Annotated in this window: 25 protein-coding genes and 1 pseudogene; 17 read left to right on the top strand and 9 right to left on the bottom strand. The window is 72.9% G+C overall.

The window, feature by feature from the left end; genetic code table 11:
• Nucleotides 1-85 precede the first annotated feature (85 nt).
• Nucleotides 86-184 (top strand): 30S ribosomal protein bS22, encoded by a 99-nt coding sequence (locus tag ACIQLL_RS01385; RefSeq protein WP_003792170.1) that lies wholly within the window; start codon nt 86-88, stop codon nt 182-184.
• An 87-nt stretch (nt 185-271) separates the two neighbouring features.
• Here the strand turns inward: ACIQLL_RS01385 and ACIQLL_RS01380 are convergent, their stop codons facing one another.
• Nucleotides 272-1,087 (bottom strand): HAD family hydrolase, encoded by an 816-nt coding sequence (locus ACIQLL_RS01380; protein WP_402462193.1) that lies wholly within the window; start codon nt 1,085-1,087, stop codon nt 272-274.
• A 35-nt stretch (nt 1,088-1,122) separates the two neighbouring features.
• Here ACIQLL_RS01380 and ACIQLL_RS01375 point away from each other — a divergent pair, with 35 nt between their 5' ends.
• Entirely contained in the window at nt 1,123-1,410 is a 288-nt protein-coding gene (locus ACIQLL_RS01375) for a glutaredoxin family protein (RefSeq protein ID WP_402462191.1), read from the top strand.
• The gene (locus ACIQLL_RS01370; protein ID WP_402462189.1) at nt 1,407-2,123 is read left to right on the top strand and encodes a redox-sensing transcriptional repressor Rex; all 717 of its coding nucleotides are present in this window, start codon (nt 1,407-1,409) and stop codon (nt 2,121-2,123) included. Before ACIQLL_RS01375 ends, ACIQLL_RS01370 begins: the two co-directional genes overlap by 4 nt.
• A gap of 86 nt (nt 2,124-2,209) precedes the next feature.
• On the opposite strand, the gene ACIQLL_RS01365 is transcribed toward ACIQLL_RS01370, so the two are convergent.
• Entirely contained in the window at nt 2,210-2,761 is a 552-nt protein-coding gene (locus ACIQLL_RS01365) for a YceI family protein (RefSeq protein ID WP_402462186.1), read from the bottom strand.
• 687 nt (nt 2,762-3,448) lie between these two features.
• On the opposite strand from ACIQLL_RS01365, the pseudogene ACIQLL_RS01360 reads away from it, so the two are divergent.
• Nucleotides 3,449-3,703 (top strand): annotated as a pseudogene (locus ACIQLL_RS01360) (IS3 family transposase); the annotation flags it as partial.
• Nucleotides 3,704-3,977: 274 nt separating this feature from the next.
• Here the strand turns inward: ACIQLL_RS01360 and ACIQLL_RS01355 are convergent.
• Nucleotides 3,978-4,433 (bottom strand): DUF4304 domain-containing protein, encoded by a 456-nt coding sequence (locus ACIQLL_RS01355; protein ID WP_402462183.1) that lies wholly within the window; start codon nt 4,431-4,433, stop codon nt 3,978-3,980.
• Nucleotides 4,433-5,941, bottom strand: coding sequence for a polymorphic toxin-type HINT domain-containing protein (locus ACIQLL_RS01350; RefSeq protein ID WP_402462181.1), 1,509 nt, complete (start codon nt 5,939-5,941; stop codon nt 4,433-4,435). The genes ACIQLL_RS01355 and ACIQLL_RS01350 overlap by 1 nt, the downstream gene beginning before the upstream one ends.
• 846 nt (nt 5,942-6,787) lie before the next feature.
• Between ACIQLL_RS01350 and ACIQLL_RS01345 the strand changes: the two genes are divergently transcribed.
• The 5 genes from ACIQLL_RS01345 to ccsB are packed head-to-tail and all read left to right on the top strand — an operon-like array spanning nt 6,788 to nt 11,594.
• Complete coding sequence (locus tag ACIQLL_RS01345; protein WP_402462178.1) at nt 6,788-7,432, top strand: histidine phosphatase family protein; 645 nt, start codon at nt 6,788-6,790, stop codon at nt 7,430-7,432.
• Nucleotides 7,432-8,013: a TlpA family protein disulfide reductase gene (locus tag ACIQLL_RS01340; protein ID WP_402462176.1), complete on the top strand. Its 582-nt coding sequence runs from the start codon at nt 7,432-7,434 to the stop codon at nt 8,011-8,013. Before ACIQLL_RS01345 ends, ACIQLL_RS01340 begins: the two co-directional genes overlap by 1 nt.
• A gap of 1 nt (nt 8,014) precedes the next feature.
• Nucleotides 8,015-8,809 carry a cytochrome c biogenesis CcdA family protein gene (locus ACIQLL_RS01335; protein WP_402462173.1) on the top strand — a complete coding sequence of 265 codons (795 nt, stop codon included), beginning with the start codon at nt 8,015-8,017 and terminating at the stop codon, nt 8,807-8,809.
• Nucleotides 8,809-10,611: a cytochrome c biogenesis protein ResB gene (resB, locus tag ACIQLL_RS01330; protein WP_402462170.1), complete on the top strand. Its 1,803-nt coding sequence runs from the start codon at nt 8,809-8,811 to the stop codon at nt 10,609-10,611. Before ACIQLL_RS01335 ends, resB begins: the two co-directional genes overlap by 1 nt.
• 2 nt (nt 10,612-10,613) lie before the next feature.
• The gene (gene ccsB / locus ACIQLL_RS01325) at nt 10,614-11,594 is read left to right on the top strand and encodes a c-type cytochrome biogenesis protein CcsB (protein ID WP_402462167.1); all 981 of its coding nucleotides are present in this window, start codon (nt 10,614-10,616) and stop codon (nt 11,592-11,594) included.
• Between the two features lie 304 nt (nt 11,595-11,898).
• On the opposite strand, the gene ACIQLL_RS01320 is transcribed toward ccsB, so the two are convergent.
• Nucleotides 11,899-12,255 (bottom strand): PLD nuclease N-terminal domain-containing protein, encoded by a 357-nt coding sequence (locus ACIQLL_RS01320; protein ID WP_402462164.1) that lies wholly within the window; start codon nt 12,253-12,255, stop codon nt 11,899-11,901.
• Nucleotides 12,256-12,325: 70 nt separating this feature from the next.
• On the opposite strand from ACIQLL_RS01320, the gene ACIQLL_RS01315 reads away from it, so the two are divergent.
• The gene (locus ACIQLL_RS01315) at nt 12,326-12,619 is read left to right on the top strand and encodes a DUF4229 domain-containing protein (RefSeq protein WP_402462162.1); all 294 of its coding nucleotides are present in this window, start codon (nt 12,326-12,328) and stop codon (nt 12,617-12,619) included.
• A 28-nt stretch (nt 12,620-12,647) separates the two neighbouring features.
• Here the strand turns inward: ACIQLL_RS01315 and ACIQLL_RS01310 are convergent, their stop codons facing one another.
• Together ACIQLL_RS01310 and ACIQLL_RS01305 are read right to left on the bottom strand one after the other, a co-directional pair.
• Complete coding sequence (locus ACIQLL_RS01310; RefSeq protein ID WP_402462159.1) at nt 12,648-13,517, bottom strand: 1,4-dihydroxy-2-naphthoate polyprenyltransferase; 870 nt, start codon at nt 13,515-13,517, stop codon at nt 12,648-12,650.
• 12 nt (nt 13,518-13,529) lie between these two features.
• Nucleotides 13,530-14,729, bottom strand: a complete 1,200-nt coding sequence (locus tag ACIQLL_RS01305; RefSeq protein WP_402462156.1) for an AMP-binding protein — start codon at nt 14,727-14,729, stop codon at nt 13,530-13,532.
• Nucleotides 14,730-14,830: 101 nt separating this feature from the next.
• Between ACIQLL_RS01305 and ACIQLL_RS01300 the strand changes: the two genes are divergently transcribed.
• Nucleotides 14,831-15,892 (top strand): DUF3048 domain-containing protein, encoded by a 1,062-nt coding sequence (locus tag ACIQLL_RS01300; RefSeq protein WP_402462153.1) that lies wholly within the window; start codon nt 14,831-14,833, stop codon nt 15,890-15,892.
• 84 nt (nt 15,893-15,976) lie between these two features.
• Here ACIQLL_RS01300 and ACIQLL_RS01295 read toward each other — a convergent pair whose 3' ends face one another.
• The gene (locus tag ACIQLL_RS01295; protein ID WP_402462150.1) at nt 15,977-16,999 is read right to left on the bottom strand and encodes a 1,4-dihydroxy-2-naphthoyl-CoA synthase; all 1,023 of its coding nucleotides are present in this window, start codon (nt 16,997-16,999) and stop codon (nt 15,977-15,979) included.
• Between the two features lie 92 nt (nt 17,000-17,091).
• On the opposite strand from ACIQLL_RS01295, the gene ACIQLL_RS01290 reads away from it, so the two are divergent.
• The 4 genes from ACIQLL_RS01290 to ACIQLL_RS01275 all read left to right on the top strand — a co-directional run bounded on the left by ACIQLL_RS01290 (nt 17,092) and on the right by ACIQLL_RS01275 (nt 22,141).
• Nucleotides 17,092-17,277 (top strand): hypothetical protein, encoded by a 186-nt coding sequence (locus ACIQLL_RS01290; RefSeq protein ID WP_402462148.1) that lies wholly within the window; start codon nt 17,092-17,094, stop codon nt 17,275-17,277.
• Nucleotides 17,278-17,345: 68 nt separating this feature from the next.
• Entirely contained in the window at nt 17,346-18,362 is a 1,017-nt protein-coding gene (locus ACIQLL_RS01285; protein WP_402462145.1) for an o-succinylbenzoate synthase, read from the top strand.
• On the top strand, nt 18,359-20,236 hold the full coding sequence (gene menD / locus ACIQLL_RS01280; RefSeq protein WP_402462142.1) for a 2-succinyl-5-enolpyruvyl-6-hydroxy-3-cyclohexene-1-carboxylic-acid synthase: 1,878 nt from the start codon (nt 18,359-18,361) through the stop codon (nt 20,234-20,236). The genes ACIQLL_RS01285 and menD overlap by 4 nt, the downstream gene beginning before the upstream one ends.
• Before the next feature lie 186 nt (nt 20,237-20,422).
• Entirely contained in the window at nt 20,423-22,141 is a 1,719-nt protein-coding gene (locus ACIQLL_RS01275) for a S1C family serine protease (RefSeq protein ID WP_402462140.1), read from the top strand.
• 201 nt (nt 22,142-22,342) lie between these two features.
• On the opposite strand, the gene ACIQLL_RS01270 is transcribed toward ACIQLL_RS01275, so the two are convergent.
• Nucleotides 22,343-22,951 (bottom strand): TetR/AcrR family transcriptional regulator, encoded by a 609-nt coding sequence (locus tag ACIQLL_RS01270; RefSeq protein ID WP_402462137.1) that lies wholly within the window; start codon nt 22,949-22,951, stop codon nt 22,343-22,345.
• 190 nt (nt 22,952-23,141) lie between these two features.
• Between ACIQLL_RS01270 and ACIQLL_RS01265 the strand changes: the two genes are divergently transcribed.
• Nucleotides 23,142-23,732 carry a DUF6230 family protein gene (locus tag ACIQLL_RS01265; protein ID WP_402462135.1) on the top strand — a complete coding sequence of 197 codons (591 nt, stop codon included), beginning with the start codon at nt 23,142-23,144 and terminating at the stop codon, nt 23,730-23,732.
• Nucleotides 23,723-25,171: a DUF6114 domain-containing protein gene (locus ACIQLL_RS01260; RefSeq protein WP_402462132.1), complete on the top strand. Its 1,449-nt coding sequence runs from the start codon at nt 23,723-23,725 to the stop codon at nt 25,169-25,171. Before ACIQLL_RS01265 ends, ACIQLL_RS01260 begins: the two co-directional genes overlap by 10 nt.
• The last annotated feature ends 13 nt before the right edge of the window (nt 25,172-25,184 follow it).

Here is a 25,184-nt window from a genome sequence, read left to right as displayed (position 1 = left end):
ATTCTGAGAGACGGACTTTTTCGCGTTGGTCGGCACAGCTCGGACCAACCGTGCTCCACCTACCGACCAGCATTGTGAGGACCTCATGGGCTCCGTCATCAAGAAGCGCCGCAAGCGTATGGCGAAGAAGAAGCACCGCAAGCTGCTGCGCAAGACGCGTCACCAGCGCCGCAACAAGAAGTGAGACGCCGCCCGCCGTCGCGCGGGCGCCCGTCACGAGCCCGGCCCCCGATCAGGGTGCCGGGCTCGTCGCGTTCCGGGACGGGGCGGCTCAGCGCCCCTGCAGGCGCCGCCGGACGGTGCGCTGCACGGCGCGCAGCACCAGTCCGGCCACCCAGGCCGCTCCCGCCCACGAGGCGGTGCGCACGCCGCGGCCCGCCACGCGCTGCCCGCGGCCCCGGAACTCCCGGATCGGCCAGCCGACCTCCTTGGCGTACCGGCGCAGGCGGACGTCGGGGTTGATGGGGCAGGGGTGGCCCACCGACCGCATCATCGGCAGGTCGTTGAGCGAGTCGCCGTAGGCGTAGGAGGCCTCGAGGTCGAGCCCCTCGCGCTCGGCGAGCTCGCGCACCGCGGCGCCCTTGGCCTCCCCGTGCATGAGGTCGCCGACCAGAGCCCCGGTGTAGTAGCCGTCGGTGTGCTCGGCGATGGTGCCCAGGCACCCCGTGGCGCCCAGGCGGCGAGCGATGAGGCCCCCGATCTCCACGGGCGTGGCGGTCACCAGCCACACCTCGTCGCCGGCGGCCACGTGCTCGTCCAGCAGCCGCTTGGTGCCGGGGAAGATCCGCAGCTCGAGCACCGTGTCGTAGACCTCCTCGCCGACGGCGGTGATCTCGGCGACGGACCGCCCGCCGATCAGCGAGAGGGCCTTGTTGCGCACGGTCTCGATCTGGGAGCGCGACTCCCCGAAGACCAGGTACTTGGCCTGGATGAACCCGAACCGGATCAGGTCCGCGGTGCCGAAGAACCGCCGTCGGTACAGCGCCCTGGCCAGGTGGAACGAGCTGGCGCCACGGATGATCGTGTTGTCGACGTCGAAGAAGGCGGCCGCCCGCGGTCGGTCCGGGTGCACGGCGTGAGACGGCATGCGGCCCACTGTATCCGCGCCGATACGCTGTCCCCGTGAGCACGCCCCAGACCGCACCCGACGAAGCGTGCCGGGTGGTGATGTACACCAGGTCGGACTGTCATCTGTGCGACGACGCACGGGCGGTGGTCGCCGCGGTGTGCACCGAGGCGTCGGAGGCCTGGCGGGAGGTCGACGTCGACGCCGACCCGGTGCTCGTGGAGCGGTACGGCGACTACGTGCCCGTCGTCGAGGTGGACGGCGTGCAGCAGGGTTTCTGGCGTGTCGACGCCGCGCGGCTGGCGCGGCGGCTCGCCCGGCGCCCGGGAGGAGAGCGGACGTGATCGAGATCGGTGAGGTGACGGTGCCCGCGGCGACGGTGGCGCGGCTCCCGTACTACCTGCGCGCCCTGCGCGACCTGACGCGCGAGGGCGTGGCGACGACGTCGTCGTCGGAGCTGGCCGAGCGCTCGGGCGTGGGGCCCGCGCAGCTGCGAAAGGACCTCTCCTACCTGGGCTCCTTCGGCACGCGGGGCGTCGGGTACGACGTCGACTCACTGTCCTCGTACATCGCGGCGGCGCTGGGGCTGGGCTCGGAGCACCGCCTGGCGATCGTCGGCGTCGGCAACCTGGGGCACGCTCTGGCGAACTACTCCGGCTACGCGGCCCGGGGCTTCCAGCTCGTGGCGCTGCTCGACGCCGACCCCGCCGTCGTGGGGCGCACGGCGGCCGGGCTGCCGGTGGAGCACGTGGACGACCTGGAGTCGATCCTGGCCGACCGCGACGTGTCGATGGTCATCCTGGCCACCCCCGGCTCGGCGGCACAGCCGGTGGCCGAGCGGATCGTGGCCTGCGGGGTGCGGGAGATCCTGTCGTTCTCCCCGGTGGCGCTGCAGCTGCCCGACGACGTCGTGGTGCGCAGCGTGGACGTGGCCGGCGAGCTGCAGATCCTGGCGTTCCACGCGGCGGCACGCAACGCGCAGCAGGCCCAGCGCGTCGGGGCCGACGGCGTCGCCGCCCCGGACGGCGTGGTGGCTCCGCCGGCCTCCGCGCGGTAGGCCGTCTCCCGCCTGCGGACGCCCTGGAACGCGCAGATCCCCGTGGGCCGGGCCCACGGGGATCTGCGGCGGTCACGCCGGACGGATCAGTTCTGCGCGATGGCGGAGATGTCGAGCGCGATCTTGACCTTCTCGCCCACCAGGATGCCGCCGGTCTCCAGGGCCGCGTTCCAGGTGAGGCCGTAGTCCTTGCGGTTGATCTCGAGCTCGGACTCGAACCCGGCGCGGGGGTTGCCGAACGGGTCGGTGGCGGTGCCGGCGAACTCGGTCGGCAGGTCCACCGTGTTGGTCACGCCGTTGATGGTGAGGTCGCCGGTGATGACGTAGGCGTCGCCGTCCACGGAGATGCCCTTCGAGGCGAACGACCAGACGGGCTTCTCCTCGGCGTGCCAGAAGTCGGCGCTCTTGAGGTGGCCGTCACGGTTCTCGTCACCGGTGCTGACCGCGGCGGCGTCGAGCTCGGCGGTGACCGAGGAGGACTCGAGGTCCTCGCCGACGGCGATGGTGCCGGAGGTGATGCCGATGGTGCCGCGGACCTTCGAGATGCCCGCGTGGCGGACGGAGAAGGACGCGGTCGAGTGCGCGGCGTCGATGACGTAGGTGCCGGTGGTCAGGCCCGAGGGCAGCGGCGTAGCCATGGGTGCTCCTTGTGAGTCGGTGTCGTGGTGCTCAGGTCCGACCGCCGCCGGGGCGGCCGAGGTCCATCGAAATGCATGAACCGGGGGCAGTCCCGGAGTATTCCGAGTGTGACGGAGGTCAAGGATCACGGTTGCATAACGAACTGATCCCTCGGGTTGTTTTCAGCGTTGTCTTGGTCAAGGTTTGACCGGGACAACAATCTGATGAGGGTGGAAGGTCGGCTTTATGCGGTTCTCTTGGTCAAGGGTGTCTGGGGTGGGGGTTCCGCTGGTTGCTGTGGTTGCTCTGGTGGCACCTTCGGTGGTGGTGGCGGGCTCGGCTGTCGCGGATGTGTCGTTGGACTGTGGGCCCGCGGTTGCTGAGGTGGATGAAGCGCCCCAGGTTTCATGCCGTTCCTTTCTGAGTCGACAGTCAGGAAGGATGGGCCCGTGCCCAAGAAGATTGATCCGCAGGTGAAGGCCCGGGCGGTGCGTCTGGTGACCGAGCACCGTGGGGAGTACCCGTCGTTGACCGCGGCGTGCGAGGCGGTGGCCCGCCAGACCGGGCTGAGCGTGGAGACCGTGCGCCGCTCGGTGCGCCAGGCGCAGGTCGATTCCGGCGACCGCCCGGGGACCACGAGCGAGGAGTCCGAGGAGATCAAACGAAACGGGCCCCCTACCGGATGTCCCATGAGCCACCAAAGCCTGCTGAAGAGCCACCACCTGGTCGGCTCGATGGGACGCTCCTACGGTGCCGGGGACAACGCCAGCATGGAGAGCTTCTTCTCCCTGCTGCAGAAGAACGTCCTGGACACCCGACGCTGGGACACCCGCGAGGACCTGCGTCTGGCGATCGTGACCTGGATCGAGACGAAGTACAACCGTCGCCGCCGTCAACGCCGCCTCGGTCGCCTCACCACGGTCGAGTTTGAGACCATCTACGCGGCCGCACAAGCGGCCTGATGACCACACACCCCGAGCGTCAACCAAACTCTGGGCAGACCCATGAGAACAAGCGGGCGTGCTCCAGCCTGGCAGACGGATTGGTGTAGGAAACCCCATCTTCCCAGGTCAGAGCACGCCCGCGCCGCTACCCCAGGCCAGTCACGCTGCCCCTCACGCCCCGCCCAACCGACTTTGCCGGAGCCCTGGCTCAGCCGGCCAGCGCTACACCCTCATCTGCGTTGAGCCCTCAAACTCCTACAAGCCGGCCTTTGCCGAAGCCCTGAGTGCATCTTCAGTCTAGTTCTTTCTTGATATCGCGATGAATGAAAACCTGATCGCTAACCTTGGTGCGAAGTAGCATCTTTAGGTCCTGAATGTCTTCGACTGGGTCAACTACTCGCGCGACTGGATTCGCGATGTGTTCGAGGACGGCCGCTCGGAGATCGTCCCCTGCAACCTCCTTCATCGTCCTGCCAGACAACAAGATCAAACTGTCGCGAGAAATGGAGGTGATCGATTCCGCTCTGAACCTGACAAGACACTTCGAATCCGCCAACCAACCTGATTTAGCATAGGCGACAGGGGCGAAGCCGATATTTACGTAGTTAGACCCATCCCAACTGGAATCTTGGAGGCCGACTACAGTGTACAGATCTCCTGACGACCTATACCAGTTTGCCACCTTTTTCTTAAATCCCAATGGCTTAAATGCTTGCTTGAATGCCTCCACAAGGTTCGAGTTGGGCATCAGCCAAACCTCCTGTACGTATCCAGATAGCCAGTCCAGCTCTGACCGGTAGTGCTCTCAAGTTCGTCAACATATCCCTGCAGTTGACGCCGGCCCGTCGCCTGGCTGCTCGCGGCGTCAGACTTCAATTCGCGCACGACGCGGTTTGTCCAGTCAATCGCATCGGGCCGACGCCCGCTCGGAAGCTTGTCTTCGGTGCGGTACCCGGGTCCTAGTGCATTCCTGTAGTTCGAATGGGTCTTTCGTCCACGGGCCGCGTCGGCGTTCTCACCGGATGTGAACTGACCCTTCTTGTTGCGAGCGGGGCCACAGTTGTGGACGAGTACCTCGTCGGTGCCGACGTGGTAGGTGTGGATGCCTGCGATGGTGAGGTTGTAGGCGGTCAAGTCTACGCGGGTGACGTCGATGTCCGCGATGGTGACGGTGGTGCCGGCCTGGGTGCGGAGCTGGTCGCCGGGCTCGAGGTCGATGGCATCGACCCACTTGCTGTCGGAGGCGACCCAGAAGGGGTGCTCACTGGTGGCGTCGACCTGTGAGCCGTCGGCGAGTTCGACGTCGACCATGGTGTGCAGGCCGCCGTGGCGGATCAGGTCGATGACCTCACGGGGGCCTTGCTCGCCGGTCTCGGGATCGGTGGCGATGACTTCGTCGCCGAGCCCGACGTCCTCGATGGCTCGCCGGGTGCCGTCGGCCATCAACACCAACGTGCCGGCATCAAAACTGTTGCGCCGACACAACGCGGTCGCGCCATCAAGGACCTCGTCAGCACTCCTGCTGGCCGCGATGGCCACGTCCGCGGCCTCGAACGCGGTCTTGCCGAGCTTGGCGAGCTTGCCCGCCGGGATGAAGTTCGCCAGCAGCCAGGCACACGACTGCCACTCACCATCTGCCAGACACCCCAGGGCATCGCTGACACCCAGCACACCCGACAAGAACGGGTGCTCGTGCTCGAAGTCACGCACCCACGTCTCGACCTGCTCCAGAACGCTCGGCTCGTCCGGGGTCGTGCTCGGTGTCGTCGTGGTGGTGTTCGTGACCGGAGGGTCGACCGTCTCCGGCTCCGGCTCGGGAGCCGGAGGTCGGACGTACTGCCCGGTCGGGGTGTTGAAGTGCGGCTTGCCGCCGCCGCCGGCTCCCGGAATGGTATTGAAGATGGGCAGCAGGCCCGTGGGGTCGGACCACGTGGCCGGATTGTGGTTGCCGTAGGTATAGGCGGCCCACTGCTGCGGATCGGTCAGGTCCATGACGGGGTCCACGGAGATGAACCGGCCCAGGACAGCGTCGTAGTAGCGGGCGCCGATGGCGGTCAGCCCAGTGGCGTCGGTGGGCTTGTCGAGGAAGCCGTGGTCGCCGGTCCACGCCGTCGGGGTGCTCCCCCGGGTGTCGCCGAAGGGTGTGGTGTACCGGTAGGACACCTCGGCACTGACGTTCGTGATGGACAGCCCTGCGGTGCCGTGATGATCCGAGACCAACGTGGATACGTCGTCGAACCCGGCCCCGTCACGCACCGCGATGCTCTGCCCAGCGAAGCTGTAGTACCGCGTCGCCGTCTTCGTCCCGCCGGCCGTGAGGGTGAGCTCTTGCCCGCCCGGCAGGTAGACGGTCGTGGCACCGTCCTGCTTGCGAACCAGACGGTCACCATCAGCGAACTTCGCAGTCGACTCACCAAGCTCGGCAGGGCTTCGGCAAAGTCACCGTTTAGGTCTTTGACCTGCAGGTTTGTCGGCGTGGGAGCGGGTGTCCGGCCACCGGGTGGCCACGACAACGCATGAGCGCCGAGCGACACGCACGATCAAGGTCGTCGACATCCCGGACTGGATCCAGTTCCCCAGCGCCGTCCAGGTCGCACAGCTGCGCCGCACCATCACCCGCCAGGGAAGAAGACCGTCGAGGTCGCCTACCTGATCACCAGCGCCGACGCCCGCACCGCGGACTCGGTCACCGACCTGGATCCAGAACCACTGGCAGATCGAGAACCGGCTGCACTGGGTCCGCGACGTCACCTACGACGGGGACTGCTCCACCGTCCGCACCGGGAACGCGCCACAGGTCATGGCCAGCCTGCGCAACACCACGATCAACATCCTGCGCCTCGAGGGCTGGACCAACATCGCCGCCGCCCTACGCCACCACGCGAGAGACCCTCAGAGGCCCACCGACCTCGTTCTGGTCTCATGACTTTGGCGGAGCCCTGGTGAGTCGACCGATCGGGTCTTCCCTGGCGGCTGCGCAACGCCGCCGTCAGCGCCGCCCTGTCCACAACCGGGGACGGTTCGGCGCACGACGCCGTGACTCGCCTCACGCGGGATGTTCGGCGGTCGGTCGCACACGTGGCATCTGGGACACTGGGAGCCATGGCCACCACCACCGTCCATCTCCTGCGGCACGGCGAGGTCCACAACCCCGACGGCGTCCTGTACGGGCGCCTCCCCGGGTACCGCCTGTCGGAGCGCGGGCAGCAGATGGCCCACCGCGTCGCCGCTCACCTGTCCGACGCCGGACGGGACGTCGTCGCGGTCGTCGCGAGCCCGCTGCAGCGTGCGCAGGAGACGGCCACCCCCGTCGCCGCCGCCTTCGACGTCGAGCTCGCCACCGATGACCGCCTGATCGAGGCCGGCAACCGCTTCGAGGGCACCACGATCGGCAAGAACCCCGGCCAGCTGGTCAACCCGAAGTACTGGCCGCTGCTGTGGAACCCGCTGCGTCCCTCCTGGGGCGAGGCCTACACCGAGCAGGCCGCTCGCATGCGCGCCGCCGTCGAGGACGCCCGCCGCGCGTTCACCGGCCACGAGGTGGTGCTGGTCAGCCACCAGCTCCCCGTCTGGGTGACCCGGCTGTCCTACACCGGGCACCGCCTCGCCCACGACCCGCGCCGTCGCGAGTGCTCCCTGGCGTCCTTGACGTCCCTGACGTTCGACGACGAGACCTTCGTGGCGATGCACTACTCCGAGCCCGCGGGTGACCTCCTCGCCGGCGCGGACCCCGTGGCGGGCGCGTGATGCGTCGCCTCACCGCCGCCGTGCTGGTCGCGAGCGCCGCCGTCGTCCTGACCGGCTGCGCCGCGGAGTCGGGGGCGGGTGACGTCGTCGGGCAGGGTTTCGTCTCCGGCGACGGCACCGTGCAGCAGTGGGACCCCGACGAGCGCGAGGACCCCGTGGTCGTCGAGGGCACCACGTTCGAGGGTGACGAGGTTTCCACCGCCGACTGGACCGGCGACGTCGTGGTGCTCAACACCTGGTACGCCGGGTGCGCGCCCTGCCGCGCCGAGGCCCCCTCCCTGGTCGAGATCGCGACGGACCGCGCCGATGACGGCGTGCACCTGCTGGGCATCAACACCGAGGACGACGCCGGGGCCGCGCTGGCCTTCCAGCGCACGTTCGACATCCCCTACCCGTCCATCGAGGACCGCAGCGGGCAGGTCGTGGCCGGGCTGTCCGGCGTCGTGCCGCTGCAGGCCGTGCCGTCCACCGTGGTCCTGGACGCGCAGGGCCGGGTCGCCTCCCGCGTGGTCGGCGAGGTCGCCGGGTCCACCCTGGACGGCCTCATCGACGACGCCCTCGGCGTCCAGGACGACGCCTGACATGGGGGAGGCCTTCGCGAGCACGGCGATGAGCGGCTCGATGCTGCTCGCCGTCCCCGTCGCGATCGTCGCGGGCGTGGTCTCGTTCGCCTCCCCGTGCGTGCTGCCGCTGGTGCCCGGGTACGTCGGGTACGTGGGTGGCATGGCCGCGGCCGGTGCCGGCCCGGCCCCGGCGGGAAGCGGCGGCACGACGACGGCGGCCCGGCCGGCGGCACCGGCGCGCGGTCGGGTCGTGGCCGGCGTGGGACTGTTCGTGCTGGGTTTCACGGCGGTGTTCGTGGCGCTCATGGCCGCCGCGGGCGCGCTCGGGTCCGTCCTGGTGCGCTACGAGGACGTGCTGACCCGGGTGCTCGGCGTCGTCGTGATCCTCATGGGTGTCGCGTTCCTCGGCGGCATCGGGTTCCTGCAGCGCGAGCGGCGGCTGCACGTCAGCCCGCGGACCGGGCTGTGGGGCGCGCCCCTGCTCGGGGTCGTGTTCGGCCTGGGCTGGACCCCCTGCCTCGGGCCCACGCTCGCCGCCGTGCAGTCCCTCGCGCTGGACGAGGCGTCGGCCCTGCGGGGCGTGGTGCTCGGCATCGCCTACTGCCTCGGGCTGGGCGTGCCGTTCCTGCTCGTCGCCCTGGGGCTGCAGTCCTCGCAGGCGATGCTCGGGTTCCTGCGGCGGCACCGGCTGGCGATCCTGCGGATCGGGGGCGGCCTGCTGGTCGCGATCGGCCTGGCGATGGTCACCGGGGTGTGGGGCTCTCTCACCAGCCTGCTGCAGAGCTGGATCAGCGGATACACGACGGTGGTGTGATGAGCGGGCAGACCTATCGCCCCGAGGGGATCGCGGACGACTTCACCACGGGGGAGACCGCCGCCGACCGGGCCGGCGCCGACCGAGCCGGCGGCGCGGCCGGACGGCCGCCGTCGGGCACCCCGCAGGCTCCCCGCCTCGGCTGGCGCGGCACGCTGCGCTGGACCTGGCGCCAGCTCACCAGCATGCGGGTGGCGCTCATGCTGCTCATGCTGCTCGCCGTCGCCGCGGTGCCCGGGTCGGTGTTCCCGCAGCGTGACCAGGACCCGTCCGCCGTGGTGGAGTACATCGGCGAGCACCCCGGCACCTCCGACTGGCTCGACCGGCTCGGGTTCTTCGACGTCTACGGCTCGGTCTGGTTCTCGGCGATCTACCTGCTGCTGCTGATCTCCCTGGTGGGCTGCATCGTGCCGCGCACCGTCGCGCACGCCAAGGCGCTGCGGCAGCGCCCGCCGCGCACCCCGGCCCGGTTCGAACGGTTCCCCGCCCACGTGGCCGGGACGACGACGGCCGACCCGGACGAGGCGGTCGAGGCCGCCGCCGCACACCTGCGCGGCCGATGGGCCTGGCTGCCCACGTTCCGCGTCGACACCGCCGCCGAGGAGGCCCGCCCGGCGCGCGGCACGATCCCTGCCCGGCCCGCCGCCCGCACCGTGGCCGCCGAGCGCGGCTACCTGCGCGAGACCGGCAACCTGCTCTTCCACCTGGCGCTCGTCGGGCTGGTCGTGTCCGTCGGGGTCGGCCAGCTCCTGCACTACCGCGGGCAGGCGATCATCACCGAGGGACGCGGGTTCGCCAACGCCGTCGTGGACTACGACACGTTCGAGTCCGGTGCGTGGTTCGATCCCGCCTCGCTCGTCCCGTTCTCCATGACGCTCGACTCCTTCGACTCCGAGTTCGCCACCGACACCGTCGCGTTCGCGCAGTCGCGCGACTTCACCGCCTCGGTCACGGTCACGGAGCCGGACGGGTCGGCGTCCGCCGAGACGATCAAGGTCAACCACCCCCTGATCATCGACGGCTCCAAGGTGTACCTGCAGGGCAACGGCTACGCCCCGGAGATCACGGTCTCCGACGCCGACGGCGAGGTCGCGTTCTCCGGCCGCGTGCCGTTCCTGCCCGAGGACCAGGTGTACACCTCCCGCGGCGTGGTCAAGGTCCCCGACGTCTCGGCGGGCAACGAGCAGATCGGGCTCATCGGGTACTTCCTGCCCACCGCCGTCATCAACGACGACGGCTCCGCCGAGTCCGTCTTCCCGCTGCCCACGGACCCGTTGCTGGTCCTCGAGGTCTATCGCGGCGACCTCGGCCTGGACGACGGCGTGCCGCAGAACGTGTACCGCCTCGACACCGCGAACCTCACCCCGTCCCTCGACGACGACGGCGAGCGCGTCAAGCTGCTGCTCGAGCCCGGTGACACCGTCGAGCTGCCCGACGGGCTCGGCACGGTCTCGCTGGCCGGCGGCGACGTGCCGCGGTTCGTCGCCCTCGACCTGCGCCACGACCCCTCCCTGACGTGGGTGCTCACCTTCGCTCTGCTCGCCGTGGTCGGCCTGACCGGCTCGCTGTTCCTGCCCCGCCGGCGCGTCTGGGTGCGATCATGGACGTCCGACGGCGTCACGCACGTCGAGGTCGCCGGCCTGGCCCGCGGGGACGACGCCGGGCTGGACGGCGAGGTCGACCGCGCGCTGGCCGCGGTCCCCGGGATCGTGACCGACGACGACGCACCGCCGGGCGCCTCCGCACCCGCGGCGGCACCGGAACCTGACCGACGCTCCACCGAACCACCCGAGGAAGGCTGACCATGGGAATCGCCGAGCTGAGCGACCTGCTCGTCTGGGCGGCGGCGACCACGCTCGCCATCGCGATGATCGCGTTCGCCGTCGACCTGGGCCGCCGCACGGGGGAGCGTGTCGAGGCGCGCGACGCCTCGCGGGCCACCGTCGGGGCGGCGGCACCGGGCCTCGCGCCGGGCAGCACCCTCGGCGACGCCGGTGACGGCGCGGTCCCGCCGGCCGAGCCGCGCCGTCGGGCCGCGGGCATCGCGATGTCCACGACCTCGCTCGGGACGGCGCTGCTGCTCGTCGCGATCGTGCTGCGCGGCCTGGCCGCCGGCCGCACCCCCTGGGCCAACATGTACGAGTTCACGCTGGTGGGCTCGTTCATCGCCCTGACCGTGTTCCTCCTGCTGAACCTGCGCCGGGACGTGCGGTTCCTCGGCGCCTTCGTCACGGGCCTGGCCACCCTGTTCCTGGTGCTGGGGCTCAACGTCTTCCACGTGGCCGCCACCGGGGTGCAGCCGGCGTTGCAGAACTACTGGCTGGTGCTGCACGTCGGGGTGGCGATCACCGCGACCGGCATCTTCACCGTGTCGTTCGTCATGTCCGCGCTGCAGCTCCTGCGCGACTCGCGCGAGGCGGGGTCACCGTTCCTGTCCCGCCCCGGCTTCCGGTGGCTCGACCGCACGCCGACGCCCACCGTCCTGGAGGCGATGTCGTTCCGGCTCAACGCGGTGGCGTTCGTGCTGTGGACGTTCACCATCATCGGCGGCGCGATCTGGGCCGAGGACGCCTGGGGCCGCTACTGGGGCTGGGACCCCAAGGAGGTCTGGAGCTTCGTCATCTGGGTCGTGTACGCGGCCTACCTGCACGCCCGCACCACACGCGGCTGGTCGGGGCGCCGCGCGGCGTGGTTCGTCGTCGTCGGCTACGCCTGCGTGTTGTTCAACTTCACCGGCGTGAACCTGGTCTTCAACGGCAAGCACTCCTACTCCGGCCTGAGCTGATCCGCCCTAAGCGCCTCCGCCCCTCCGCGCACCCGCCCCTCTGCGCACCCACCCTCTGCGCACCCACCCCTCCCGCGAGGTAGGCCGCATTCCCGCGAGGTAGGCAACCCCTCGCCGAGGTAGGCGCGGTGGCCGCGAGGTAGGCAACCCCTCGCCGAGGTAGGCGCGGTGGCCGCGAGGTAGGCCGGGGAACGTGCCGACTCGGCGCACGGGTCGCCTACCTCGGCGCACGGGTCGCCTACCTCGGCGGGAGGTCGCCCACCTCGGGGGAGGGGTTGCCTACCTCGGGGGAGGGCGGGAGCCGTCAGGACGAGCCGAGGTCGCCGGTGTCGTCCGGGCTTCCCTCACCACGGTCACGGCGCTGCTGGCGGCGCTTCTCCTGCTCGATGCGCCACAGGAAGTCCGGGTCGTCGTCCGGCGCGACCGGTCCCGAGGGTCGGCGGGGTCCACGTCCCGGGCGCGCGGTGCGTCCACCGCCGTTGCGGCGCGCACGCTTGGTCACGATCCAGGCGATCGGCCCGAAGACGGGCAGCAGCACGATGATCACGACCCACAGCCAGGTCGGCAGACCGCCGCGGTCCTCCTCCTCGGACGAGGACAGGTCGGCGAGGCTGTAGACCATCAGGCCGACGACGACGAGGCCCACCAGGACGCGGAACATGCACCCAGCGTAGGACCTGCGGGACCCGCCACCGAATCGGGCAGGTCCCGACCGGACCTATCCTGGTCGGGTGCCTCTCGTCATCTACACCGTGCTGCGCCTCGTGATCTTCGCCGGGGCGCTCGGCGTCGGTTACCTGGTCGGCCTGCGCGGCCTGCTGCTCGTGCTGGTCGGCGTGGTCGTGGCGTTCGCCGTCGCCTACCTGGCGCTGCCGCGGCAGAAGGACGCCGCCGCCGTCTGGATCGCCGAACGGGCCCAGCGCCGCGCCCAGGGCAAGGAGGGCCTGAACAAGGTCATCGACGAGGACGCCGCTGCCGAGGACGCCGCCGTGGATTCCGACGGCGGGAGCCCGGACCGCCGCTAGCCCCGGCAGCCGCCGGGGTCCGGGTCGCTCAGAGCGCCAGACCCAGCCCCAGCAGCACACCGTAGGCGAGCTCGAAGAACCCGGTCCCGGCCAGCACCGGGACCAGCGCCCGCCCGTGCGCCCCGGCGATCACGGGGATCACCAGCAGCACGGCCGGCAGCAGCAGGACGGCGACGCCGAACGCCCACGGGTTCCAGAGCGCACAGGCCAGCCCGAGCAGCACCGCCAGCACGATCCACAGCGCGTACAGCCGCCGGGCCCGGTGGTCGCCCACCCGCACGGCGAGGGTCCGCTTGCCCGCGACGACGTCGGTGGGGATGTCGCGGATGTTGTTGACCATGAGCAGCGCGCACGCGATCAGCCCCACGCCGACCGCGCCCAGCACCGCGGGCCACGTGATCCGGTCCGCCTGGGTGTAGGTGGTGCCGAGCGTGGCCACGAGCCCGAAGAAGACGAACACGCCGACCTCGCCGAACCCGGAGTATCCGTAGGGCCGCGTGCCCCCGGTGTAGTACCAGGCGGCGACCATGCACAGCGCGCCGACGGCGACGAGCCACCAGTGCCCGCTGACGGCGCACAGGGCGATCCCGAGCAGACCTGCGACCCCGAAGCATCCGAACGCCGCGGCCTTGACCTGCCGGGGCCGGGCGATGCCGGACGCGGTCAGGCGCAGCGGGCCCACCCGGTCCAGGTCGGTGCCGCGCACGCCGTCGGAGTAGTCGTTGGCGTAGTTGACGCCGATCTGCAGCGCGAGCGCGACGCCGAGCGCCAGCACGGCGGGCAGCCAGGCGAACGCGTCGACCTGGGCGGCGGCGCCCGAGCCGATCAGCACGGGGGCGGCCGCGGCGGGCAGGGTCCGGGGCCGGGCTCCCGCGACCCACTCGGCGGTGGTGGCCATGCGTGCTCCTTCTCAGTGCGGGGCGCCGGCACGGCGCACGAGGTCGACGACGGCGGCCCGGTCGATCTTGCCGGGTCCGCGCAGGGGGAGCGCGGGTACCTCCAGGACGCGGCGGGGCGCGGCGGCCCGGCCTACCCTATCCGCGACGACCGACCGGACCCGCGCCAGCTCGTCGTCGTCCAGCACCCTGCCCCACGCCTCCGGACGCCGCGCCCCACGGGCCGTGCCCGACGCTGCAGGGACGGCCACGACGGCGACGACGGCCTGCCCCCACTCGTCGTCGGGGACGCCGACCACGCACACCTCGGCGCCGAGCAGCTCGCCGAGCACCGCCTCCACGGCGGCCGGGGCGACGTTCACGCCGCCCGTGACCACGACGTCGTCGGCGCGTCCCAGCACGCTCAGCACCCCGTCGGTCAGGGTGCCGAGGTCGCTGGTGCGCAACCACCGCCCGTCCCGGCCCTCGACGAACGCCGCCGCGGTGGCGTCGTCGGCCCCGAGGTAGCCGGTGGCCAGCGTCGGGCCGGCGATCTCGACCACACCCGCCCCCGATGCGTCGTCGGCCGGGCCCGGCGCGAGCCGCAGCCGGACGCCGGGCAGGGGCACGCCGTCGTAGACGCACCCGCCGGCCGTCTCCGACATGCCGTAGGTCCGCACCACCGGGACCCCGGCCGCCCGGGCACGCTCCAGCAGCCCCGGCGGCGTGGCCGCCCCGCCCAGCAGGACGCCGCCGCACCGGGCGAGCGCTCGGAGCCCGGCCGGGGCACCGGCGTCGGCCGCGGCGATCACGCGGTGCAGCTGGGTGGGCACGAGCGAGACGAAGACGGGGTCGTCCCCGGCCAGGGGTGCGGCGAGCAGCGAGGCCAGTCCGTCCGGTGCGAAGGCCGCGTCGGGGTCGGCCGCCGTCAGCGGCGTCCCGGCGAGCACGGAGCGGACGACGACCTGCATCCCCGCGACGTGCGTCGCCGGCAGTGTCAGCACCCAGCGGCCGGCGGCGCCGAGGCGCTCGCGCGTCGCGGCCGCCGACGCCCGCAGCGCGGCCGCGCCGAGGGCCACCTCCCGCGGCGCGCCCGTCGAACCGGAGGTGCGCACCACCAGCGCGGTGCCCGACGGCGGGGCCTGCGCGGACAGCAGAGGCAGCGGCACGACCGGTGGGCCGCCGTCCAGGGCGCGGCGCGTGCGGTCCACGAGTGCGGCGACGTCAGGGAGCACGAGGTCACGATAGTGCGCCGCGCCGGAGTCCCGGCGGGCCGCCCCGGGCCGCTCGCCGCCGTGACATAGGGTGTGCGCCAGCACACACGCTGGAGGACACGATGACCCCACGGCTCGGGGGGTACCTGGCATCCGGGGCGGCCGCGCTCGCCCTGGTCCTGGCCGGCTGCAGCGCCGGGGACCCGCAGCCCGCCCCGACGACGACGGTCGCGCCGAGCGTGCTCGCGGAGGCCAAGGGCGACCCTCCCGACCCGGACGTGCCGATCGTGTGGCCGCTGACGGGCGAGCCCACCGAGAAGGTGGCCGAGCGGCCCGCCCTGGCGGTCAAGATCGAGAACTCCCCGCAGGCCCGGCCGCAGACCGGCCTCGAGGACGCGGACATGGTGTGGGAGGAGGTCGTCGAGGGCGGGATCACGCGGTTCGTCGCGGTCTTCCACTCGACGGTCCCGGACGCCGTCGAGCCGGTGCGCTCCGTGCGCCCGATGGATCCCGCGATCGCCGCGCCGCTCGACGGGATCCTCGCGTACTCCGGGGCGCAGCAGCCCTTCATCCAGGACGTCGCCGCCGCCGGGGTGCAGTCGGTGATCATGGACGCCGGGGACGCCGGGTTCCACCGCGACCCCGGGCGGTTCGCGCCGCACGACGTCGTCGGCGACCCGCAGACGTTCCTCGACCAGGCCGACGGCGAGCGCACGGTCCCGCCGCCGGCGCAGTTCGCGTTCGCGCGTTCGGCGGCGCGGAGCACGGTCGTGACCGACGGGAAGGCCGCCGGCTCGGTGGACGTCGTGATGTCGCCGGCGCAGACCAGCGGCTGGGACTGGGACGAGGAGTCCGGCACGTGGCTGCGCAGCGAGGGCTCGTCCGAGTCGGTGTCCACCTCGGGCGCGCGGCACGCGGCGACCAACGTGGTCGTGCTCGACGTCGACGTCGTCGACACGTCCTACCGCGACGCCTCCGGTGCCGCGGTCCCGGAGACGCAGCTGGTGGCCTCCGGGTCCGGCCTCGTCGCCTCGGGCGGGTCGGTCCTCGAGGTCGAGTGGTCCAAGGAGTCCCTGCAGGACCCGGTGGTGCTCACCGCGGGCGGGGAGCCGGTCGAGCTGGCCCCGGGCAACACCTGGATCGAGCTCGTGCCGCGGGGCAGCGGTTCCTGGTCGACCTCCTGAGCCGCCGTCCGGGGACGGCGGGCCGGTAGGTCGCTGCGCGTGGAAAGGCGCGACCGACCGGATCGTGAACCGCCGCGCGGGATCTCAGAACGCGTAGGGGAACTGCGACCAGTCGGGGTCCCGCTTCTCCAGGAACGCGTCGCGGCCCTCGACGGCCTCGTCGGTGAGGTAGGCCAGGCGCGTCGCCTCCCCGGCGAACACCTGCTGACCCATCAGGCCGTCGTCGGCCAGGTTGAACGCGAACTTCAGCATCCGGATCGCCTGCGGCGACTTGCCGGCGATCGTCAGCGCGTACTCCAGCCCGAGCGCCTCCAGGTCGTCGTGCTCGGCGACCTCGTTGACCCCGCCCCAGCGCTCGGCGTCGTCGGCCGAGTACTCGCGGGCCAGGAAGAAGATCTCCCGGGCCCGCTTCTGGCCCACCTGCCGGGCCAGGTACGCCGAGCCGTAGCCGCCGTCGAACGAGCCGACGTCGGCGTCGGTCTGCTTGAACTTCCCGTGCTCGCGGCAGGCGATGGACAGGTCGGCCACGACGTGCAACGAGTGCCCGCCGCCGGCGGCCCAGCCGTCGACGACGGCGATCACCACCTTGGGCATGGTGCGGATCAGGCGCTGCACCTCCAGGATGTGCAGGCGCCCGGCGCGCGCGGGGTCGACGGCGTCGGAGTCCGCGCCGAGCTGCCCGGTGGCGTCCGCCGTCGTGTACCGGTAGCCCGACCGGCCGCGGATCCGCTGGTCGCCGCCGGAGCAGAACGCCCAGCCGCCGTCCTTCGGGCTCGGGCCGTTGCCGGTGAGCAGCACGGTGCCGACGTCGGAGGTCATGCGTGCGTGGTCCAGCACGCGGTAGAGCTCGTCCACGGTGTGCGGGCGGAACGCGTTGCGGACCTCGGGACGGTCGAACGCCACCCGGACGACGGGCAGGTCGCGCACCCGCTCGGTGCCGTCGTCGTGCACGGTCCGCTCCACGCCACGGTGATAGGTGAGGTCGGTGAGGTCCTCGAACCCGCTCACCGAGCGCCAGCGCTCCGCGTCGAAGGTCTCGGAGACCCGGCGCGGGCGGGACCCGGGGCGGGACGGCACTGCGGGCTCGGCGGCGTCGTGGTGGCTCACGCCGGTCAGCCTAGTTCGGTTCCCACCAACCGATCACAGCCGGCTTGCGCGTCGTCCCGACGTTCTGCACATCGTGAGCGCACCATGGATCCATGGACACGACGAACCCGCATCGATCCGAGGTCGTCGACCTGGACGAGGTCGTCGACGAGCTCATCGCCTACGACGCCGCCGAGGTGCGCCGCGCCACCGCCACGACGCAGTCCCTGCCGGTCGCCTCCGTGCGACCGCGGGGGGCGTGGTCGTTCGCCGCGCCGCCGGACGAGTTCACGGACTGACACCGCTCGCCGGTACCCGGACGGCCGCGAGACCTGCTCCGCGGCCGGGTACCTCCTACCCTGAGCACGTGGCCACCACCCTGTCCGCGACGCTCCAGACCCGGTTCGCCTGGTCCACGCCCCTGCGCACCCGCTTCCGCGACCTCGAGGTCCGCGACGGCCTGCTGCTGCGCGGCGACGCCGGCTGGGGTGAGCTCAGCCCGTTCTGGGAGTACGACGACGCCGAGTCGCTCGCCTGGTTGCGCGCCGCCCGGGAGGCCGCCGATCAGGACTTCCCCGCACCGGTCCGTGACGTCGTCCCCGTCAACGTCACCGTCCCGGCGGTCGGGCCGGAGCGGGCCCGGGAGATCGTCCTGCGGTCCGGCGGTTGCCGCACCGCCAAGGTGAAGGTGGCCCAGCGGGGTGCCGACGGGCTGCTGGAGGACGCCGCCGTCGAACGCGAGCGTGTCGCCGCCGTGCGTGCGGCGTTCGACGAGCTCGGCACGGCGGACGCTGCGATCCGGGTGGACGCCAACGGGGCCTGGTCCGTCGACGAGGCCCGCGCGCGCATCCCCCGGCTCGCCGCAGCCGCGCGAGACCTGGAGTACGTCGAGCAGCCGTGCCGCACGGTCGCCGAGCTGGCCGCCGTACGGCGCGGCGCCGACGTACGCATCGCCGCCGACGAGTCGATCCGCCGCGCCGCCGACCCGCTGCGGGTCGTGCGCGACGAGGCCGCCGACGTCGTCGTGCTCAAGGTGCAGCCCCTCGGGGGCGTTCGGGCGTGCCTCGACCTCGCCGAGCAGGTCGGGCTGCCCGTGGTGGTGTCCTCGGCGCTGGAGTCCTCCGTGGGGCTGGCGGCGGGGGTGGCGCTCGCCGCGGCGCTGCCCGAGCTGCCCTTCGCCTGCGGGCTGGCCACCTCGCAGCTCCTCGCGCACGACGTCACCGACGACCCGCTGCTGCCCGTCGACGGCGTGCTGCCGGTGCGACGTGCCGCCCCGGACGCCGGTGCCCTGGCCGCCGTCGCGGCCCCGCCGGCGGTCGAGCAGCGCTGGTTCGACCGGCACGACCGCCTGGACGCCCTGCTCGCCGCGGAGCGCGTCGCATGACGGGTGCACCGCCCCCCGGTCCCGGGCACGCCGCGTCCGGTACCGGCAGCCCGGCCGTGGACGCCGCCTGCGCCCTGGTGGCCGACCTCGCGGCCCAGGGCGTGCGCGACGTCGTCCTGGCACCCGGGTCGCGGTCCGCTCCGCTGGCCTACGCGCTGGCCGCCGCGGACGACGCCGGGACGCTGCGCCTGCACGTGCGTGTCGACGAGCGTTCCGCCGGGTTCCTCGCGCTCGGGCTGTCCCGCGGCGCCGCGGTCCCGGCCGCGTCCGACGGCGCCGCCCCGGCCGCACCCGCTCCCGTGGCGGTGGTGACGACGTCGGGCACGGCGGTGGCCAACCTGCACCCGGCGGTGCTGGAGGCCCACCACGCCGAGCTGCCGTTGATCCTGCTGACGGCCGACCGTCCGCACGAGCTGCGGGGGACCGGTGCCTCCCAGACCACCGACCAGGTGGGCATCTTCGCCACGGCGGTGCGAGCCGCCGTCGACGTCCCCGCGCCCGACGGCCGCGACGGCGAGGTCCGCGACCTGCTGGCCACCGCGCGCCGGACCGTCGCTGCGGCCCTCGGGCTGCGCGACCGTCACCCCGGTCCGGTCCAGCTCAACCTCGCGTTCCGCGACCCCCTGCACCCCTCGGCGCCGCTGGCGCCCCTCGCTCCGGCACACCGCTCCCGTGCGGCGGGAGCCGAACGGACCCCGGCCGCGGCGGGCGTGGAGGTCGTGCGACCCGCGCCGGGGCCCGGGGCCGACCCGCTGCTGCCCGGGGACCCTGCGCGGACCGTCGTCGTGGCGGGGGACGGTGCGGGTCCCGCCGCCCGACGCCTCGCCGAGGCCCGCGGCTGGCCGCTGCTCGCCGAGCCCACCTCCGGTGCCTGCGGCGGACCGAACGCCGTGGCCGCCGCGCGGTCGGTGCTCGGGGCACCGGGTCTGGTCGCCGACGTCGAGCACGCCGTCGTCCTCGGGCGCCCCACGCTGTCCCGACCGGTGCAACGCCTGCTCGCGCGCGACGGCGTCACCGTCACCGTCGTCGCACCCGGCGGGGGGCCGTGGCCCGACGCCGCCCGCAATGCGGCGCGGGTGGTCGACGGCCTCGCCGAGCGCTGGTGGGAGCCCACGGCGCCGTCCGACGGCGGGGCGTTCCTCGAGCGGTGGCGCACGGCGGGACGGGTGGCGGCCCGGTGCGTGGCGGAAGCGGCCGAGGGGGCCGGCGGGCCTGCGGCGGACGCGGAGCCGGGACCGTACGCGGCGCTCGCCGTCGCCCGGGCCGTCCTGACCGCCGGCGGCCCCGACGACCTGCTCCTGGTCGGGGCGTCCAACCCGGTCCGGGACCTCGACCTCGTGCTCGGCATCGACGCGGGGCCCTCCGGCCCGCCGCCGCAGGTGCTGGCCAACCGCGGGCTGGCGGGCATCGACGGCACGCTGTCCTGGGCCACCGGGGTGGCGCTGGCTGCCGCACGTCCCGGGCGCCGGGTGCGGGCGCTCGTGGGCGACCTCACGTTCCTGCACGACGTCGGCGGACTGCTGCGCGGCCCCTCCGAGCGGCCCGTCGACCTGGACGTCGTGGTCGTCAACGACGACGGCGGCTCGATCTTCGCCACCCTGGAGCACGGGGCGCTCGCGGCGAGCGGACCGGACGCGGACCTGACGTTCGAACGGGTCTTCGGCACCCCGCACGGGGCCGACCTCGGTGCGCTCTGCGCGGGGTACGGCGTGGCGCACCGGCTCGTCGAGGGAGTCGCCGCTCTGCGTGCCGCTCTGGCCCGGCCCGCCGGCGGGGTGCGCGTGGTCGAGGTGCGGGTGCCGCGTACCGACCGGTGGGCGGAGTCGCGTGAGCTCGCGGCGCGGATCGCGCGGTCCGTGGACGCCGGCTCCTGAGTGTGCGCGCCGTTCACTCGGCAGTTTGTGTTTCGATCGGCACCTCGAACTGCCGATCGAAGCACAAACTGCCGATCGAAGCTCTCTGACCTGCAGGTTCGTGATTGACAGCGAATTCTCAGGTTCACCCAAGGGTCGGCCCAGCCTCCCGGTGTTGAGTGGGGTCAGAACTTCGAGGAGGGCACCATGAGCACCGACAACAACCCCGCACCGCAGCAGCCGCCGTCGGACCCGCAGCACCCCGTCGAGCACCCGACCGCGCCGCTGCCCACCGAGGCGCGGCAGCCGGCCCCCGGCCCGTCGTCGCAGACCCCGCCGCAGCAGCCGTCGGCCGAGCGGCCGCAGGAGCCGCCGCGCCAGGACGTGCCGCCCGCCTCCTTCGCCCAGCCCGGCATGGGCCAGCAGCCGTATCAGGGCCCCCACCCGCACGGGACGGGCTCGGCCCCGGCCCCGCAGCACCAGCCCTACCCGGCGTACGCCACGTCCGGACCGGCGTCGTACCAGCCGACCTACCGCCCGGACCACCCGTCCGGCTACCCGTACCAGCCGGCCGAGCAGGCCTCCGGCTACCAGCCGGCCGACCAGGCGCCGGAGCGGACCAGGCAGCGGCCGCGCTGGGTGCCGATGGTCGCCGTGGCGGCCGGCGCGGCCGTCCTGGCCAGCGGCGCGACCGTCGGCCTGACGAGCCTGCTCGACGACGGCACCACGACGTCGTCGCTCGCCGAGGTCGGCGCCTCCCAGGACACCCAGGCCGCCCCGGTGGCGAGCTCGACCAGCGAGAACCCCGACTGGCAGGCCGTCACGGCCGCCGTCGCGCCGTCCGTCGTCGCGATCCAGGTCACGAGCCAGTCCGGCGGGGCCGAGGGCTCCGGCGTCGTCCTGGACGACGCCGGCCACGTGCTCACCAACAACCACGTCGTCTCCGGCGCCGCGGACGGCACCGTGCAGGTGACGCTCAGCGACGGCCGCCTGTACGAGGCGAACGTCATCGGCACCGACCCGACCACCGACCTGGCCGTCGTCGAGCTCGTCGACCCGCCGGACGACCTGCAGCCGGCCACCTTCGGCGACTCCGACTCGGTCCAGGTGGGCGACTCCGTGCTGGCGGTCGGCAACCCGCTGGGCCTGGCGAACACCGCCACGACCGGCATCGTCTCGGCGCTGGACCGGCCGGTCGCAGCCTCCGGCGAGGACGGCAGCGACGTCGTGGTGACCAACGCGATCCAGATCGACGCCGCCGTGAACCCCGGCAACTCCGGGGGACCGCTGTTCGACGCGCAGGGCCGCGTCATCGGCATCACGTCGTCCATCGCGTCCCTCTCGAGCGGGGCCGGCCAGTCGGGCTCGATCGGCCTCGGGTTCGCCATCCCGGTCAACCTGGGCACCGACGTCGCCGACCAGCTCATCGAGGACGGCACCGCCGAGCACGCCTTCCTGGGCGTCTCGCTGACCGACACCACGGCCACCGCCGACGGCGTCACGCGCCGCGGCGCCGAGGTCGTGGACGTCACCTCGGGCTCGCCGGCCGCCGAGGCCGGTCTGCAGTCCGGGGACGTGATCGTCGCGGTGGACGACGACGTCGTCAACGGCGCCGAGTCGCTGACCGCCTACGTGCGTGAGCGCTCGGCGGGGGAGTCGGCCACGATCACCTACGTCCGCGACGGGCAGACGAGCTCGGTGGACGTCTCGTTCGCCGTGCGCGACGAGTCGGCGCAGTCCGGCTCCGGCTCGCAGGACCAGCAGGGCTCCGGCGACTCGGGTGAGCTTCCCTGGCCGGGTCAGCAGGGCGACGGGTCGGACCAGGGCCAGCAGGGCCAGGGCGGGTCCGAGCAGGACGGCGGATCGTCCGACTCGACGCAGCCGGACAACATCCCGGGGTGGTTGCAGGAGCTCTTCGGCAACTGACCCCCACAGCTCCGCGGCGGCGGCCCACCCCCCTTCCGGTCCGCCGCCGCGGATCCCGGCGCGGCGAGGTGCGGTCCAGCGGGCCGTGCCGCCGCGTGCCGCGGTTCACCGGACCCGGCAAGGCACCCGACGTGCCTCGCCGGGTCCGTCGTCGTGCCGGCGGGGTGTGGTCCGGCAGCGTGCGATCCGTCCGCGTGCCGGTCAGGACGCGGGGAACGCGTCGGGGTCGAGGGCGGCCGCGACCCCGAGCGCGCTGCGCTCGAGGAAGCCCGCCAGCTCGGCCGCGGGGACGTCCGGGGCGTCGGCGGCGTCGACGAGCGCCTGCTCGGCGAACGAGATCCAGGAGTGCAGCGCGACGTCGAGCAGCGGCTCGGGCTCGACGCCGATCTCGGCGAAGACGTCGCGCAGGTGGCCGGCCAGGACGTCGCGGGCCTCCTGGATCGTGGTCCGGACGTTCTCGTCGCCGCTGGCCGCACCCCGGACCAGGGAGTAGAACGTGGCGTCGTGGTCCCGCACGAACTCGACGAAGCGGTCGAGGGTGTCGCGCAGCCGCGCCCGCGGGGGGAGGTCGGCGCGGGGCTCGGTGGCGTGCAGCATCGCGTCGCGGGCGGTCCGCACGATGGCGGAGTGCAGTCCCTGGCGGTTGCCGAAGTAGTAGTGCACCAGCCCGGGGGAGACGCCGGCGCGGGCCGCCAGGTCCTCGATCGTGACGTCCTCGAGGCGGTGATCGGCGAGCGCCCCGACGCCGAGGGCGAGGAGCTGCTGGCGACGCTCGTCGGGACTCAGACGGGTGCGTCGGGATCCAGCCATGTGCCGAGCATAGATGCGGTGGCATCCCGGAGCGGGCCACGCGGGGACGGGGAGGCGGTGCGCGATGACGCGTCCCGGACGGGCGCGTCTTGTTGAGGTGGCCTCAGTTACCTATTGACGTCCCCTCAATAGAGTCGTAGCGTCACCCCTCGGGTGACGACGAGGTCGCCCCACGTCTGCGGGAGGAACGATGAAGATCAGTGCACTCACCCGGACCCGTCGGGGCCGAGCGGTCCTCGCGACGGTTCCCACGCTCGCCGTCCTCGGCGTGCTGATGGGAGGCGTCGCCCAGGGGGCCGTCCCGGTGTCGATGACGGTGTCCGGCCAGCAGTTCAAGATCTCGGCCGACTCGCTCGAGGGGACCGGGTTCTCCCAGTACGCCGGTGTCGCCCAGGACGCCGACGGTGCGAGCCACCCGGTGGCGATCGCGAACATCAAGGACGCCACGCTCGACAACCTGTGCCAGTCCGTGAAGATCCCCGGCATGCCGGTCGGGCTGCTCATCTCCGCCGGGACCGACCCGAAGAAGCCGGTGGAGGCCACCGACCTGCAGATCGGCATGAGCGACCTGCGCGGTACCGCGACGTTCGGCAAGATCCGCATCGGGGTGGACGCCTCGACGGTCGGCACGAAGGCGAAGGGCAGCAAGGGTGACTTCGCCATGGACTCCGACTCGATCGACATCCAGAACCTCCAGCAGGTGTCCCTGAGCACCTCGGCGGCCGTGTTCAAGCTGTCCGACCTGCACCTGCGCATCACCGACGGCACAGAGTGCTTCTGACCCGCCGTCAGGGCCGCCCGCCGGGCGGACCGGGGGCGCCGCGCGACGGCCGGGAACGGTTCGCCGCGTGGCGCCGCTCCCGGCCGTTCGCCGGGGCCGTCCTGACGGTCCTGGCCGGCCTCGCGCTCTGGTTCTCGGGCCGGCTGCGCCTCGACGGGCTCGAGCTCCAGCTCGGGATCGAGGGGATGCAGTCCACGCTGCTGCCCGTCGCCCTGGTCGCGCTCGGGGCGTTGCTGCTCGCCCAGCCCCAGCACCGCGTGTTCTACGGGGTCCTCACGCTGGCGGTGTCGGTGTACTCGTTGCTCGGGGTGAACCTGGGCGGCTTCGGGATCGGCATGGTCCTCGGCGTCGTGGGGGGCATCCTCGCGGTGTCCTGGATGCCGCGGGCCGAGGTGCCGCGCACGCCGGCCGCCGACGTCGAACCCCGTCCGGAGGCCGACGACGTCGGGCCGGGGCCGAGCGTTCCTTCTGCCGTTCCCGACACGGTCGCCCTGCCCGTGGTCGGTCGCGACGACGACGGGCCGGAGGCGCCGCCCGCACCCTCACGGCGGGCGCGGCGCTCGGCGGCGGTCTCCGCGGCGCTCGCCCTGGCCCTGACCTCGCAGCCCGCCCTCGCCCCGAGCGGGGGTACCACGCCCCAGGGCCCGCTGCTGTGCGACTGGTTCGCCGTCACCTGCGACGACGAGACCGAGCCGACGCCGGCACCGTCGGACGGCGCGGCGTCGCCCGACCCGTCCGCCTCGCCGGACCCCTCGTCGGAGCCCTCGTCGGAGCCGGAGGAGGCCCCGACGGCCGAGCCGTCGGCGGACCCCGCGGACGGCGAGCCGGACGGGTCCGGGAACGACGCGGGTGGCGACGGCGCCGGGTCGCCAGACGGCGCGGCCGGTGGCGACCGCACGGCCGGCGACGGCGGCACGGCCGACGACGAGGCCGGCTCGCCCGACGGCGAGGCGTCCGACGACGCCCTGCCGCCACCCGACGAACCGGGTCCACCGATCACCCGGGGCGGCCACGAGGACGTCGACGTGTTCTCGGTGCCGGGTGAGCTGCGGTCCGAGGACCTGAGCATCGAGGGGCTGCGGTCGGTCTCGATCGTCACCGTCCCGGCGTCGACCCCGAGCGGTCGGCGTGCCGCGCTGAAGATCGTCGCCGACCACGTGGTCCTCGACGGGTTCTGGTTGAAGACCTACGCCGACGACGGCACGGCGGGCACCATCACCGACGCCGGGTCGGTCAGCCTCGACGGGGACGCCACGATGTACATCACCTCGCTCGCGGCCGGTCTTCCGGACGGCGAACGGCTGATCATCGACCCGGAGGACCCGCCGACCTTCACCGGGTGGCTGCTGGCGCTGCTGAACCCGACGATCGGGTTCCTGGGTGCGACGTCCGACCAGCAGGTGTGGAGCGGGTTCCGCGAGCAGGTCTGGTCGGACTGACCTGACGCCGGGC

Origin of the sequence: Isoptericola aurantiacus (assembly GCF_044769875.1) — a bacterium.
Taxonomy (GTDB): Bacteria; Actinomycetota; Actinomycetes; order Actinomycetales; family Cellulomonadaceae; genus Isoptericola; species Isoptericola aurantiacus.
The sequence above is the reverse complement of the archived record's forward strand: the minus strand, read 5'-3'. Positions and strand labels throughout refer to the sequence as shown.

Coding starts and splice junctions, on each gene's coding strand:
- ACIQLL_RS01345 (WP_402462178.1), top strand. CDS start 6,788: ATGGCCACCACCACCGTCCATCTCCTGCGGCACGGCGAGGTCCACAAC.
- ACIQLL_RS01335 (WP_402462173.1), top strand. CDS start 8,015: ATGGGGGAGGCCTTCGCGAGCACGGCGATGAGCGGCTCGATGCTGCTC.
- ACIQLL_RS01340 (WP_402462176.1), top strand. CDS start 7,432: ATGCGTCGCCTCACCGCCGCCGTGCTGGTCGCGAGCGCCGCCGTCGTC.
- ACIQLL_RS01270 (WP_402462137.1), bottom strand. CDS start 22,951: ATGGCTGGATCCCGACGCACCCGTCTGAGTCCCGACGAGCGTCGCCAG.
- ACIQLL_RS01290 (WP_402462148.1), top strand. CDS start 17,092: ATGGACACGACGAACCCGCATCGATCCGAGGTCGTCGACCTGGACGAG.
- ACIQLL_RS01310 (WP_402462159.1), bottom strand. CDS start 13,517: ATGGCCACCACCGCCGAGTGGGTCGCGGGAGCCCGGCCCCGGACCCTG.
- ccsB (WP_402462167.1), top strand. CDS start 10,614: ATGGGAATCGCCGAGCTGAGCGACCTGCTCGTCTGGGCGGCGGCGACC.
- resB (WP_402462170.1), top strand. CDS start 8,809: ATGAGCGGGCAGACCTATCGCCCCGAGGGGATCGCGGACGACTTCACC.
- menD (WP_402462142.1), top strand. CDS start 18,359: ATGACGGGTGCACCGCCCCCCGGTCCCGGGCACGCCGCGTCCGGTACC.
- ACIQLL_RS01365 (WP_402462186.1), bottom strand. CDS start 2,761: ATGGCTACGCCGCTGCCCTCGGGCCTGACCACCGGCACCTACGTCATC.
- ACIQLL_RS01385 (WP_003792170.1), top strand. CDS start 86: ATGGGCTCCGTCATCAAGAAGCGCCGCAAGCGTATGGCGAAGAAGAAG.
- ACIQLL_RS01300 (WP_402462153.1), top strand. CDS start 14,831: ATGACCCCACGGCTCGGGGGGTACCTGGCATCCGGGGCGGCCGCGCTC.
- ACIQLL_RS01355 (WP_402462183.1), bottom strand. CDS start 4,433: ATGCCCAACTCGAACCTTGTGGAGGCATTCAAGCAAGCATTTAAGCCA.
- ACIQLL_RS01275 (WP_402462140.1), top strand. CDS start 20,423: ATGAGCACCGACAACAACCCCGCACCGCAGCAGCCGCCGTCGGACCCG.
- ACIQLL_RS01320 (WP_402462164.1), bottom strand. CDS start 12,255: ATGTTCCGCGTCCTGGTGGGCCTCGTCGTCGTCGGCCTGATGGTCTAC.
- ACIQLL_RS01265 (WP_402462135.1), top strand. CDS start 23,142: ATGAAGATCAGTGCACTCACCCGGACCCGTCGGGGCCGAGCGGTCCTC.
- ACIQLL_RS01380 (WP_402462193.1), bottom strand. CDS start 1,087: ATGCCGTCTCACGCCGTGCACCCGGACCGACCGCGGGCGGCCGCCTTC.